Source organism: Kitasatospora sp. NPDC056800, from assembly GCF_042789775.1.
In the GTDB taxonomy this organism is placed as follows: domain Bacteria; phylum Actinomycetota; class Actinomycetes; order Streptomycetales; family Streptomycetaceae; genus Kitasatospora.
Genome location: NZ_JBHUAL010000062.1, coordinates 28,595 through 40,440 on the forward strand (window position 1 = coordinate 28,595; position 11,846 = coordinate 40,440).

The following is an 11,846-nucleotide window of genomic DNA, read 5'->3' on the forward strand; positions in this document are numbered from 1 at the left end:
TTTTACCCCCACACCCCGCAATCCTCGTTGTTTTTGTGTCTGGTGGGCTCGGTTTTGTTTATACGACCCGGGTTGGTGGGGGCCCCGGCCCGCAGGGGCAGGGCACCGGGGGTTCACACGAAGGGGTTCTCGGTCGGCCGGTCGGTGTCCAGCGCCGCGTCGAGCAGCTCGGGCAGATCGGCGGGCTCGGAGGCGCGCTGGTCGATCCACCAGCCGGCGCGGGTGATCGTGCGGGCCTGGTCCTCGATCTGCTCCCACTGCGGCTCCGGCATGCTCCCGTCGAGGACGAGGGCGGTGTAGGCGGCGGTGAGGACCTGGTGGCGGCACCGGATGCCCCAGGCGATGCCGCGGTCGGTGCCCTCCAGTGGTGGCATCCGGTACTGCTGGGACCAGGCTTCCGACTCAGCCTGCTCGGCGGCGCGTTTGGCCTCCAGCCACTCGGCCTTGCCCGTCTCGTCGTCGCCTTGGGCGGCGCGCCAGCAGTCGGTGCAGTCCTGCCTGGCCAGCCACTCGGCGAAGCCGGCTCGCCGGTCGGCCGGGCGGGCGCCGAGGTCGCGTTCGGCCTCGTGCCCGCACGCGTGGGTGATCGTCCAGACCTTTTTCACTGCCATGCTCGTCTGTCCCTTGTTCGTGGTGCTGGTTGGTCAGCGGTGGTGGTCACCGGTGGTGGCACAGGTGAGGACGGTGTCCGCGAGGGCGGGCTCGACGGCGACGGTGTACCGGCCCCGCTGGAGGCGGATGGTCGCCTCGGTGACGGCGTCGAGGCCGTCGCCGGGCGCTCGGAGGATGTCGAGGTTCGCCAGGTGGAGCCATCCCGCTTCGGTGAGGAGTTCGGCCGGCTCGCGGGGCAGGTGGTCGCGGAGAGCGGCGACTATGCCCAACTTGGGGTGGACGGCGAAGGCTACGTCCGGCTCCTGGGAGAGGCGCGGGAGCGGGGGGTGCTGGGGCGGTGGAGGAACTGGGTGTCGTCGGAGGGGGTGCGGGGTTGGTCAGCGCGTACGGGCGAAGGCGATGCGGGGGTCGACGGCCGCGGGGGGCCTGCTGGTGCCGACTGCGGCGGCAGGAGCGGGCTGGTGGGTGGGGCCCTTGAGCGCGGCCTCGTCGACGCGGAACTTGTGCGTGGTGAACGCCTGCCGGACCTCGGCGCGGTGCGCGGCGACGTCCTCGGCGAGCCGGGGCTCCAGGGCGACCTGGAAGTTGCCGCGTCGCAGTCCCGTGACGGTGTGCGCCACGATGTCGAGCGACTCCGCCCGGGTGCCGGTCGGCGGGAAGTAGACGTCCAGGTCCCGGTGGTGGCGCCAGCCGTCGGTGTCCAGGAAGATGCCCGGATTGAAGGGCAGGTGGTCGTTGACGGCGGCCACGATGCCCAGCGTCGGATGCTCGGCGAAGGCGACGTCCGGACCGGTGTCCGGTTGGTGGCTGGGCGTCGGTTCGGCGGCGGCCGTCCGTTCCTGTGCCCGTTTCTGCCGACCGGTGTTCTCGGAGGCCAGGGCCATGTCGGTGTCGACGCGATAGCCGGCGTCGGTGAGGAGCTTGGCAGCCCACGCTGCGCGTTCGGGGGCTTGGAGGTGCTGGTCGGTGAGTGTGTAGAGGGTGGGGTGGCCGGGGAGGCGCTCGAAGTCGAGGCGCTCCAGCATCCACTGGGCGGCCGGGGACTGGGTGGGCAGGGAGGCGACGATGCCGTGGTTCGGGTGGTGCCCGATGGCGACGTGGGGAAGCTGGGTGGGTTCGGCGGCAGACACGGTGGGGCTCCGCTTTGGTGGTCGGACGGTGGGAGCGGTGGGCGGAACGCGGTCTGCGGCGGCGGGGCACGGCGGTTGTCCTTCCCGGGCAGGGGTTCAGCGGCGCGGACCCGCGGAGCGGACGGCGGCCGGTGCGGCGAGGACGGCTTCGGCCGGGTGACCAGTGAGGGTGCGTACGGCGGTGGGGGAGGTGGCGACGGCGGCGAGCACCCGGGTGTCGAGGCGGGCCGGGACCCGGGGTGCGGGCCGGGCGCGGCTGGGGTGAGCGGCGTGCCGATCGGCGAGGTCGCCGCGCATCGCCCGGATCTCCCGCACGTAGCCGTCCGCCATGTCCGCGATGTGGCGCAGACGGGCGGCGTAGTGCGGATCGGAAGCGCCGCCCAGGCCCTCCCACCAGGAGGCGCTTTCGTGGAGCACGCCGACGACCTGGTCGAGGACGCCGTCGCCGGGAGCGGTCAGTTCGCTCAGCGCGTCGGCCACCTCGCGGGTGTGCCCGGCTGCCGAGACGGCCTCGCCGACCTGGGCCAGCGACCGGGACGGGGGCAGCGTCGGCGAAAGGCTGTGGTCGATCAGGTCCGCCGGGCAGGTGAAGCGGTAGCCCGCGGCGCGCAGGTGGTCGACGGCCCGCGTCACGGCGCTCCGGCGCTCGCCGGGGTCGACCATGGCGACGGGAAGCCGGTGATGGGTCTCGTGGACACGGACGACGGGGATGAACCCGGCGCGGTGGAGGGCGGACTCGGCGCCGGCACGTACGGCCTGGACCTGTTGGCGGGACGGCACGCCCAGGCCGTCGAGGTACTCGTCGACGGCGGCGAGAAGCTCGGGCACGTTCCCCCGCTTGCGGGCGTCGGGCCCGCCAGGCCTGCTGTCGTAGAGGACTTCGGGCAGCTCGGCGTTGCCCGGGGCGTACCGGCTCACGAGCCACGCGTCCGGGAAACCGGGGACTTCGGGGCGTCCGCCGTCCGGCGGGGGTGAGATCGACAGGAAGGTGCCGTCGTGCAGCTGCGCGACGACGACATGGTCGTCCGCTCCGAAGTCGACCCCGGTCTCAAGGCCCCGCTGCGCGAGGGGTCGGGTGACGTGGGCGTAGTGCCGGCCAGGACCGGTGGTGTCGCGGCCGGGCGGGGTGTCCGGGCCGTAGACGTGGGCGGTGACGCCGAAGCCGTTCTCGGCGAACAGGACGGTCAGCTGGTCGGGTTGCATGGCGTGCTCCTGCGGGTGCGCGGACGGGCCGCAGCGGGGCGGGGAGCTGATGATGCCGAAGACCGGGGAGTTGGTCCGGCTGCGAAGCCGTGCTAGACGCTCACCGCGCGCACCGGAGTGCACCCGGCGTCGGCGGGACCGGTGACGTTGCCGCCGCAGTGCTGGGGCCGTGAACCGGGCCGGTGCGCGCGAGTGCGGCCTTGACCTGCTGTTCGCGGTTCGGCTCGGGCGAACCGATCCTTGGTGCGACGTGTGCTGCCAGCGCGGGAAGCGGGCCGTTCGTGAGCGGCGCGGCACACTGCCACGCCTCCTGATTGCGCAGGTCCTCGGCGCGGTCCCGCGCTCGCTCGGCGGCGGCGCGGTCTCCGGTGATCGCGGCCATGTCGGCGCGCCAGCCGTCCCGGACCTCTCGGAGCCTGTCGAGCGCGGTCTCGGTGACGTGGAGCTGTCGCAGGTCGGGGCCGATGGCGGGGTCGAGGTGGTCCTCGATCGTCGCTGCGGAACGGATGCCGGCCACGAGGTACGGGCCCTGGTCGATGAGCGTCTCGGTGTACGGCCAGGCGGCGCGGTTGCGGCCCTCCTGGGAGTCGAAGGAGCCGATCTCGCCGTGGCCCCAGGGGTCGCCGGGGGCCGGGATGTAGGCGGTGCTCAGACGGCGCAGGGCCTCGACGGCGTGGGTGGCGGCGCTCGCGCGGGCCTTCCAGGCGGCCTGCTGGCAGCGCGGCCCCAGGGTGGTGGTGAGCTCGGCCGCCACGGCGGCCGGCGGTGCGCCGGCGGGGAAGGCGACGGGCGTGGGCAGGTGCACTGCCCTGGGGTCGTAGGCGGGCACGTTGTCGGGCCGGGCAGCGCCGACGAGGAGCGGGGCGTCCACGCCGGTCCGCACAGCGAGGAGGCGTTCACCGTTCGGGCCGGTGAGGGTGAAGGCGGTGTGCGGAGCGGAGACGGTGTTCCAAGGAAGCCGTCCCCAGCCCCAGGCCTGGCGGCGGAGTTCGGCGAGGTCCCGGCCGGGGGCGAGCGGGTTGGGCTGGACGGTCCAGCCGGGCAGGTGCTCGACCAGCTCTGCGGCGAACGGAGGGACGGGCGCGGGGCGGTGGGGCTGGTCGGGCAGGGCTCGGCCGTTCTCGTCGAAGTACACCCGCACGTACGTCTCGTCGTCGGGCGTCGGGGTGCCGAAGGCACCGCCCGGGCGGAACAGCGCGTAGGTGGACTCCCACCGCCCGTCGCCGCCTCGGCCGCTGGAGCTGAGTACAAGGTGCCAGTCGGAATCGGTGTACGGGCGGCGGTCGCGTTGGGCGGCGAGCAGCTGCTCGAACGCCGTGAAGTCGGCTGCCGTGAGGTGGGAGTGGTCGAGGTAGGACTCGATGTCGGTGCTGGGCATGTGAGTTAAGGATTCTCGGAGGGCCGGGGCGGTCAGGCGGCCATGCGGAAGTCGGTGTCGTACAGCTGCTTTTCCATGGGGTGGAGGAGGTGCTGAACGATGAAGGAGAGGGCGGCGACCTTCCACAGGCCGCGGCCGCGGGTGAGGGCGGCGATGGCTTGGGCTTCGACGCCGGTGAGGCCGAGCAGGGCTATGGCGGCGGGGATCTGGTCGGGTTCCTGGCGGTAGATGATCCGGGTTGAGCAGTCGGCCAGGAGGCCCTCGGCGAGGACGCGACCGCGCGATCCGGCGTCGCCCGCGGACAGCAGGTCGGACAGGCGGTGCAGGATCAGCAGGTTTGCGATTCCCAGCCCGCGAGAGAGCTTCCACTGCTGCTGCATGCGCTCCAACAGGCCGACGTGGCGCATGATCCGCCACGCCTCGTCGTAGACCACCCACCTCCTGCCGCCGGCGGGGTCGGTGAGAGCGGCCTCCATCCAGGCGCTCGCGCAGGTCATCGCGAGGACGAGGGCGGTGTCGTCGCCGCTGCTGCCCAGACGGGAAAGGTCGATGGAGAGCATCGGCGCGTTCGGGTCGAACGTGACGGTGGACGGGGCGTCGAACATGCCGCTCAGGTCGCCGTGGACCAGGCGGCGCAGGGCGTGCGCGAGGTCGTCGGTCGCGTGGCCGAGGCCGCCTCCCTGGTTGCCGAGGGCGGCGTCGAGGCGCTCGGGACGGCCGAGGACGTGGGCGATGTCGCCGAGCAGCGGCACCGTGCCGGCAGCTTCGGCATCGGCGACGACCAGGTCCAGGGCGACGTCGAGGCCGGTGTGCTCCATCGGCAGTAGATCGCGCTTGAGCACGGTGGCCGCGAGGCTCGCCAGCAGGAGCAGACGGCGCTTGCGGACCTCGGTGCTCCAGTCCTCCTCGCTCACCTCCGCGGGCCGCTCCGGCGCGTCCAGAGGGTTCAACCGTCCGGGGAGGCCGGGGCCGAGGGCGATGGTCTGCCCGCCGAGGGCCTGGGCCAGCCCGGTCCACTCGCCCTTCGGATCGCTCGGTACGTAGATCTTGTAGCCGTGGGCGATGGAGCGGGTGGCGATGGACTTGGCGAGCGCGCTCTTGCCCATGCCGATGACGCCGCACAGGATCGCGTTCGGGTTCGTGAACCCTTCTATTCGACCGGAGTTGTAGAGCGCGAAGGGGTCGAAGCAGAAGGAGCCTTCGGCGTGGAGGTCGCGGCCGATGAAGGTGCCCTCGGCGCCGAGGCCGGCCTCCGCCAGGAAGGGGTAGGCGCCGCCGGCGACGGCGGTGGTCAGGCGGTGCTTGGGTAGGCGGAGCTTGCCGCCGCGGGCGGAGGCGGGACCCGGGCGCCCGGAGGCGGGGTAGGTGGGTCGCAGGTCGGGGTCGGGCCCCTCGTGTTCGCGGCGTCGGGCGGGGGCTTGGGCGGAGCGGGCCTTGGTGCGGGCCTCGGCGAACTCGGCGCGGGCGGCGCGCTGCTGGGCGCGGGTGGTCTTGCGGGGGACGAAGAGCGGGGAGGCGGTGGCGCGGTTCCTGGACATGATCACGGGTTTCGGAAGTCAGTGGCGGACGAGGCCGGTGAACGGGGAGTGCAGGTCGGCGGGGGTGGCGCGGCGGCGCACCAGGTGGGCGGTCTGCTGGTGGCGGCGGCAGATGGTCAGTTCGGGCGCGCCCTCGGGCCGGCGGGTGCGACACGCCTCGGGAGCAGGGACTTCGCCGGTGCCGGGCCGGGGCGCGCTGTGGTACGCGGCGTGGAGGTGGTCGGCGGCCTGCCACAGGCGGGTGCGGGCGGCCTTGAGATGGTCGCCCTCCCCGGGCAGCAGCGGGCTGGTGCGCTGGGCGTGTGCGTCGAGCAGGGCGTGCAGGGCGACCAGGTGCTCGTGCAGGGAGTCGAGTTCGGCGCGGGAGGCGACCAGCGGGCCGGTGGGGATGTTGAGCGCGCGGTGGAAGTCGATCGCGGCGGTCGCGTACGGGACGAAGTCCTGCACGACAGGGGTGGTGGCCGGCATCGGGGTGCTCTTTCGGAAGGTGGGAGGGCCGGCGTCAGGCGGCGAGAGCGAACGGCAGAGCGGAGGCTGTGAACGCCTCGCCCTGCTGCCAGGTGAGCGGGCGCAGGTCGAGCTGGGCGCCCACCGCGGCGGTCTCCACCACGGCGCAGGCGGAGCGCAGTTCGTCCTCGGTGTCGGCCGAGACGGTCAGCAGCCCGGTGAGGGCGACGTCGGCGTGGCCGGCGATCAGCTGTCGCTCTCGGTTCTGTATGTCCTGGTACTCCACCGAGTCGGCCTCGCTGGAGACCTGGCCCTTGCGGGCACGCTCGGCGGAGTCGGCGATGACGGAGGCCTTCTTGCGGCGCACGTCGCGCATCGCCGAGTCGAGGTCCTGCGGCTCGTAGGACAGGGAGACGGTGCGGCGCACCCCGGAGGCGAACAGCACCTGGTGCAGGAACCCGGGGTTGACCTCGGTGCGCGGCCAGTTTTCCACCCAGTAGGTGGCGTGGTGGGCGGAGTCGGTCGAGATGTGGTCGGCCTTCTCCACCACGACCACCGGTCCGGCGGCGGCCGGGGCTGCGCCGGGGCGTCCGTCCTCGGACCAGCGGTCGAGGGCGGCGCGGGACTTGGGGTCGTAGGCGGTGCGGGCGACGGCGGCGATCTCGGCGGTGGAAAGCCAGCCGGTCGGGTTGAGGCCGGCGGTGCGGGCGGACTGCTCGAACGAGCTCGTCAGCTGGGCGAGGACGGCGAAGGCACCGGTGAGGCCGCCGCCGGCCTGGGAGATGAGCCGCCGGGCGCCCTTGAAGTCGAGAGCGATGGCGACGTAGGCCTCGTGCGGGGCTGCGGCCGGACCGGCGTTCTGGATCAGCTCGCCGTAGAGGGCGCCGGCCAGCGGGGCGTCGGGGCGGCCGTGCTCCTCCCAGTAGCGGCGCAGCGCGTCGCCCGAGTCGGGGACGGTGCGCTCGATGACCTGGACGCGGGCGACCTGGCCGGTACGGGCGAGGGCCGCCAGCGCGCGGCCCCAGCCGGTGACGTTGGCGTTCTGGGTGCCGGGGTCGAGCAGGGCGTAGGCGCGGCTGCTCACCTTGACGATCGCGGTGAGGGTGCCGGCGTGCGGATCGTGGACGGCGCCGTACCGGCGGTCAGGGGCGGTGACCACACGCAGGCTGGCCGCGCTGCCGGGAAGGTGCAGCAGGCCCTCGCGCACCGGCCGGGAGGAGGGGCGGGCGAGCCAGAGCAGCTGCCCCCGCAGGCGGCGCAGCGCGTAGCGGGCGGCGACCGGCGCCCAGTCGGCGAGGGTGCGACCGCGGTAGCGGACGAACACGGCGGCGGCGACCGTGGCCCAGACAGGTATGAGCTGGAGGGCGCCGGTGACGCCGCGGGTGGTGAGGACGGCGAGCAGCAGCAGGCCGGTGGCGGCGGAGGCGACCAGCTGCGGGGCGCTGAGGCCGAGCAGGATGCCGCGCTTGGAGCGGTGGGGGAACTTGACGGACGCGGGGGTGGCGTCGGACTTCGGAGTGGAGGACATCGGGGTTCCAGGGAGGCGCGTGCGGGCGGCGGGCGGGGGCGCGGCGCTCTTCTGGACGTCATCGCGGGGCTCCTTCGGGGATGGTGGGCCCGGGGCGGGCGGCGCTGGGCCGCCCACCCCGGGGAAGGAGGATACTGGTCAGGACCCGGGCTCGGCGGTCCGGTTCGGGTAGACGAAGCGTCCCGGATCCGGGCCTCCAGCCGGGCCCGGACTACCAGCAGCCGGTGCCGGCAGCGGGGGAACGGCGGGGCCGACCGGTGCCGGAGGAGCGGGAACGCTCGGGGCCGAGGCCGTACCGGAAGCCGGAGAACTCCCGACAGCAGACGGAGCGACGGAGTCTGCCAGGTTGGCACCCTGGACACGCGGGGCGGCCGGGGCCGGGGCTGCCTCGCCGCCGTCGGACTTCGACCGCTCGGCGCCGCCTCCGGCGGACGCCCGGGTAATCAGCGACGGGATGCCGGGCCGGGTGACCAGGGCGCGGCCGCGGTCGCCGCCGGCGTTCGGGTCCTCGCCGAAGCGGAACTTCGTCGGCTGCTGCGCGGGGCCGGCGTCGATGCCGTCCGCGCTGATCCGGCCGGTCGGGTCGATGCCGGAGGCAGCACCGCCGCCGCCGACCCCGGGAACCTGGGGCGGTCCCTGTGGCGCCGGCATCCCCATGCCGGACTGCATGGCCAGGGAACCGGCGGTCTTCGCCGCCCCGGCCACGGTCGCCATCCCGGCCATGCCGGTGCGGTGCACGTCGTCGTGGCCACCGCCGTCCGTCGCCCAGTGGACGAACTTGTAGACGGCGTACGGGCACAGCAGCACCATGACCATGATCACGACGCCGGCCAGGGCGTCGGACAGCGCGGCGATCCCGTCCTTGGCGTCCGTCTTGCCGAGCGCGGAGACGCCGACGAGGAATACCACCGTCATCAGCAGCTTGCTGACGATCAGGGTGGCGGTGGCCTCGATCCAGCCGCGCCGCCAGCGCTTGGCGACCTCCCAGCCGCCGCCGGCACCCGCGAACGCCGCGAGCGCCACCAGCACCAGGACGCCGACCTTGCGCGCGACCATCACGCACCAGTAGAGGAACGCCCCGATCGCGCTGCCGACCGCGACCAGGGCGGGAATCGCCCAGCCGAGCGGGAACATGGCGCCGAACTGGGTGACCTTGATCATGCGCCTGACGGCGTCGGCCACGCTGGTGTGCGCCGCTTGGAACAACCCGGCCGACAAGGCGTCGACCGTCGTCACTGCTACCGCGGTGAAGCTGATCGCCCCGAAGGCGAACAGGACACCGGTCATCGTGCCCCACGCCGCCTTGGCCAGCGCTCGCTCGTCCCGGCGCCAGGCGGCCAGGATCAGCTGCGCGCAGAAGGTGCCCACGGTCAGGATCAGCCCGATTGGCAGGATCAGCTGGTAGTTGTCCCTGAACCACGGCGCTGACAGGTCGATCGCGGTGGTCTCGTCGACCGCCTTCGCGCACAGGTCGACGGCGCTGGCCGCCAGCTCACCCATCGACTTGGCGATCCACGCGCCGATGCCGTCGGTGATGCTCTTGCCCGGGTCGCTGACGAAGTTCATGCCGTCGACGACGGTGCAGACCTGGGCGATCATCGGGAGGTTGCAGATGTCCACGAGTACCTCCCGGGCTCAGGGCGCCACGGCCGGCAGCACACCGGCCAGAGCACACGGGCGGTCAGGACGGCACTGGACGGCGAGAGTGGCCGAGCGGTCCTCGGCGCCGCCGGCCGGGGCACCGTTCCAGGAGATCGACTGCTTCCCGGAGACCGTCACGGCGTAGACGTACGCCTGCGAGATCGCCCCCGGATCCGCCTGCAGCGCCCGGGTGAACGACTCCGGGAAGTGCGCCTCCGCCGCGGTCGCCGAGGCGAACTGCCCGGAGTCGGCCATCCGCCCCCAGAGCAGGGGCGACGGGACCAGCCGGTCGACCGAGTCCGCGTCGGCGTACTGGCCCTCGTCGGTCAGCCACCGGTGAAGGGAGGCCACCAGCTCGGGCTGGGAGGACGAGCGGGTGTCGTACGACCACAGCGCCACCGCCGCCGCCTTCGCGAACGCGATCGGATCGTGCGTCGACGGCGGCCCGGGCAGCGCGGCCGAGCGCGCGCCCGGCGAAACCGAACCCGACGGGCCTGGCGCGGGCGAGCTGGCCGCAGCAGCATGTTCGGGGGAGCTCCGGCCGTCCCGGGTGACGTAGGCCAGGATCCCGGAGCAGACGACGAGCACCACCAGGACGGCCGTGCCCAACAGCACCCGGCGGCGCACCAGCGCGCCGCTGGAAAGACCACCGCGGGCGGCATTGAATGAACGTTTCTGCATTACTTGACCTGACTTCCGAGCGTCGAGAAGAAGCTCACCACGCCGTTCGCGGCGCCCAGCAGGAGGGCGGCGCCGGCGCTGACGAGCACGCCCTTCTTGCCGTTGGCCTCGGCCTGGTGACCGCCGCTGTGGTGGCCCCAGGCCCACACACCGGCGCTCACGGCCAGGGCGCCGACGACCGCGATGATGCCGAACAAGTTCAGCGAGCCCATCACCTGCTTGAGGACCGAAAGGCCGGGCAGGCCACCCTCGTTGGGGGTGATTCCGGGGTCGTAGGCGAGCTGTACGACGGCGTCCGCGAGATACAAGATTGAACTCCAGTTCGAATCAAGGCATGCCAAGGCAGCCCGGAGAAAAGGGGAGAAGAGGGAGGGGAGGAGAGTGCGGGTCAGACGACCCGGCGGGCCGCGAGGATCTCCGCCCGCCACGAGGCGAGAGTCGAGATCTTGACCACGTCGCCGGTCTTCGGGGCGTGCACGATCAGCCCCGAGCCGATGAACATCCCGACGTGCTCCGGCACGGCCGCGGTGCCCCGGGTGAACAGCAGGTCACCGGGCTTGAGCGCGTCCGCCGAGACGGCGGTGCCCTGCTTGACCTGGTCGTAGGTGGTCCGCTCCAGTGAGACCCCGCCGGTTCGGTAGGCCACCTGCATCAGGGAGGAGCAGTCACACCTGCCCATCGGGTCCGCGCCGTGCGAGTTCGCGCACGTGCCGCCCCACTGGTACGGGGTGCCCAACTGTCCGAGCGCCCAGCGGATCGCGGTCTGTACCGGCTGAGGCGCGTCCGTCGGGATGTTGTATCCGGCCGGCAGCGAGCCGGGCGGGATCGTCCCGAAGTCGGTGCCGTCACCACCTGCCGTCGGTGTACCGCAGCCCCCACTGCTGGGCGTCGGGCTTGGGGTGCTGCCCGTCGTCGGCGTCGGCGCTGGGGTGGGCGAGGTGCCGGTGGCGGGGGAGAGCAGCGGGGCGATGGCCTTCTGCAGGGCCTCCGCCAAGGGCTGCCACTTCGCGTAGGCGTTGGGGAAGCCGGAGCGCTGCACTGCCTGGGCGGCCTGGGTGACGGTCATCGACTCCCAACCGTTGACCTCCTGCAGTGCCGCGTAGAACTTCGTCGAGGCGTACACCGGCTGCATGATCTGCTCCGGCGTGCCCCAGCCCTGCGAGGGCCGCTGCTGGAACAGGCCCAGCGAGTCCCGGTCGCCGTAGCGGATGTTGCGAAGCTCGCTCTCCTGCATCGCCGTTGCCAGCGCGACGACCTGCCCCCGGATCGGGATGTGCAGGGCGACACCGGTGGCCTGGATGGTCTTCGCGTTGGGGATCTGCTCGTCGGGCTTGCTCAGCCCCGCCACGCTCGGGGCGCTGAGCGGACTGGAACCCTTCAGGATCGCCTCGACCTGCGCCGCGACGGCCGAGCTGTCCACACCCTGCGGACCGCCGCCGGGCGGACACGAGGCGGACGTCGCCGAGGCGTTGCCCGCGCCGGCGATCACCACCGGCAGGGCCAGCATCAGCGGGCCGCAGGCGACGGCCCCGACGAGTGCGCTGACCGCCTTCTTCACGGTGCCCGCCGATCACCGAACCGGAACCGGGCCAACGGCGGAGGCGGATGAGGGCATGGGTGTGCCAGGGCATGCTGCATCGCAGCGGCTCCTTGCGGGGTTCGTAGGAGAGCGCGGTGCCGGCTCCTCG

Annotated in this window: 12 protein-coding genes; all 12 read right to left on the bottom strand. The window is 73.0% G+C overall.

The annotated features are described in order from the left end of the window. Window positions 1–113: 113 nt before the first annotated feature. Window positions 114–611, bottom strand: a complete 498-nt coding sequence (locus ACFRQN_RS16400) for a hypothetical protein (RefSeq protein ID WP_074003041.1) — start codon at window positions 609–611, stop codon at window positions 114–116. Between the two features lie 33 nt (window positions 612–644). Continuing rightward, window positions 645–881 (bottom strand): hypothetical protein, encoded by a 237-nt coding sequence (locus ACFRQN_RS16405; protein ID WP_074003040.1) that lies wholly within the window; start codon window positions 879–881, stop codon window positions 645–647. Between the two features lie 108 nt (window positions 882–989). Then, the gene (locus ACFRQN_RS16410) at window positions 990–1,742 is read right to left on the bottom strand and encodes a hypothetical protein (RefSeq protein ID WP_074003039.1); all 753 of its coding nucleotides are present in this window, start codon (window positions 1,740–1,742) and stop codon (window positions 990–992) included. A 96-nt stretch (window positions 1,743–1,838) separates the two neighbouring features. Beyond that, window positions 1,839–2,945 (bottom strand): hypothetical protein, encoded by a 1,107-nt coding sequence (locus ACFRQN_RS16415; RefSeq protein WP_079272239.1) that lies wholly within the window; start codon window positions 2,943–2,945, stop codon window positions 1,839–1,841. A 100-nt stretch (window positions 2,946–3,045) separates the two neighbouring features. Next, window positions 3,046–4,323, bottom strand: coding sequence for a hypothetical protein (locus tag ACFRQN_RS16420; RefSeq protein WP_074003038.1), 1,278 nt, complete (start codon window positions 4,321–4,323; stop codon window positions 3,046–3,048). 32 nt (window positions 4,324–4,355) lie between these two features. Next, window positions 4,356–5,861, bottom strand: a complete 1,506-nt coding sequence (locus ACFRQN_RS16425) for an ATP-binding protein (RefSeq protein ID WP_074003284.1) — start codon at window positions 5,859–5,861, stop codon at window positions 4,356–4,358. 18 nt (window positions 5,862–5,879) lie between these two features. Continuing rightward, the gene (locus ACFRQN_RS16430; RefSeq protein ID WP_074003037.1) at window positions 5,880–6,329 is read right to left on the bottom strand and encodes a DUF6238 family protein; all 450 of its coding nucleotides are present in this window, start codon (window positions 6,327–6,329) and stop codon (window positions 5,880–5,882) included. 34 nt (window positions 6,330–6,363) lie between these two features. Continuing rightward, window positions 6,364–7,836: an SCO6880 family protein gene (locus tag ACFRQN_RS16435; RefSeq protein WP_380740961.1), complete on the bottom strand. Its 1,473-nt coding sequence runs from the start codon at window positions 7,834–7,836 to the stop codon at window positions 6,364–6,366. A 138-nt stretch (window positions 7,837–7,974) separates the two neighbouring features. Then, window positions 7,975–9,435: an ATP-binding protein gene (locus ACFRQN_RS16440; protein WP_074003283.1), complete on the bottom strand. Its 1,461-nt coding sequence runs from the start codon at window positions 9,433–9,435 to the stop codon at window positions 7,975–7,977. A 36-nt stretch (window positions 9,436–9,471) separates the two neighbouring features. After that, the gene (locus ACFRQN_RS16445) at window positions 9,472–10,158 is read right to left on the bottom strand and encodes a hypothetical protein (protein WP_074003035.1); all 687 of its coding nucleotides are present in this window, start codon (window positions 10,156–10,158) and stop codon (window positions 9,472–9,474) included. Beyond that, a complete protein-coding gene (locus tag ACFRQN_RS16450; RefSeq protein WP_063346628.1) occupies window positions 10,158–10,466 on the bottom strand; it encodes a DUF6112 family protein in 309 nt (102 codons plus the stop codon). Before ACFRQN_RS16450 ends, ACFRQN_RS16445 begins: the two co-directional genes overlap by 1 nt. A gap of 80 nt (window positions 10,467–10,546) precedes the next feature. Beyond that, window positions 10,547–11,716 (bottom strand): C40 family peptidase, encoded by a 1,170-nt coding sequence (locus ACFRQN_RS16455; protein WP_074003034.1) that lies wholly within the window; start codon window positions 11,714–11,716, stop codon window positions 10,547–10,549. Between the last annotated feature and the right edge of the window lie 130 nt (window positions 11,717–11,846).

What these genes read in the sequence shown, in the direction of transcription:
- ACFRQN_RS16400 (WP_074003041.1), bottom strand. Translation starts at nt 611, where the DNA reads ATGGCAGTGAAAAAGGTCTGGACGATCACCCACGCGTGCGGGCACGAG.
- ACFRQN_RS16415 (WP_079272239.1), bottom strand. Translation starts at nt 2,945, where the DNA reads ATGCAACCCGACCAGCTGACCGTCCTGTTCGCCGAGAACGGCTTCGGC.
- ACFRQN_RS16420 (WP_074003038.1), bottom strand. Translation starts at nt 4,323, where the DNA reads ATGCCCAGCACCGACATCGAGTCCTACCTCGACCACTCCCACCTCACG.
- ACFRQN_RS16425 (WP_074003284.1), bottom strand. Translation starts at nt 5,861, where the DNA reads ATGTCCAGGAACCGCGCCACCGCCTCCCCGCTCTTCGTCCCCCGCAAG.
- ACFRQN_RS16430 (WP_074003037.1), bottom strand. Translation starts at nt 6,329, where the DNA reads ATGCCGGCCACCACCCCTGTCGTGCAGGACTTCGTCCCGTACGCGACC.
- ACFRQN_RS16435 (WP_380740961.1), bottom strand. Translation starts at nt 7,836, where the DNA reads ATGTCCTCCACTCCGAAGTCCGACGCCACCCCCGCGTCCGTCAAGTTC.
- ACFRQN_RS16440 (WP_074003283.1), bottom strand. Translation starts at nt 9,435, where the DNA reads ATGATCGCCCAGGTCTGCACCGTCGTCGACGGCATGAACTTCGTCAGC.
- ACFRQN_RS16445 (WP_074003035.1), bottom strand. Translation starts at nt 10,158, where the DNA reads ATGCAGAAACGTTCATTCAATGCCGCCCGCGGTGGTCTTTCCAGCGGC.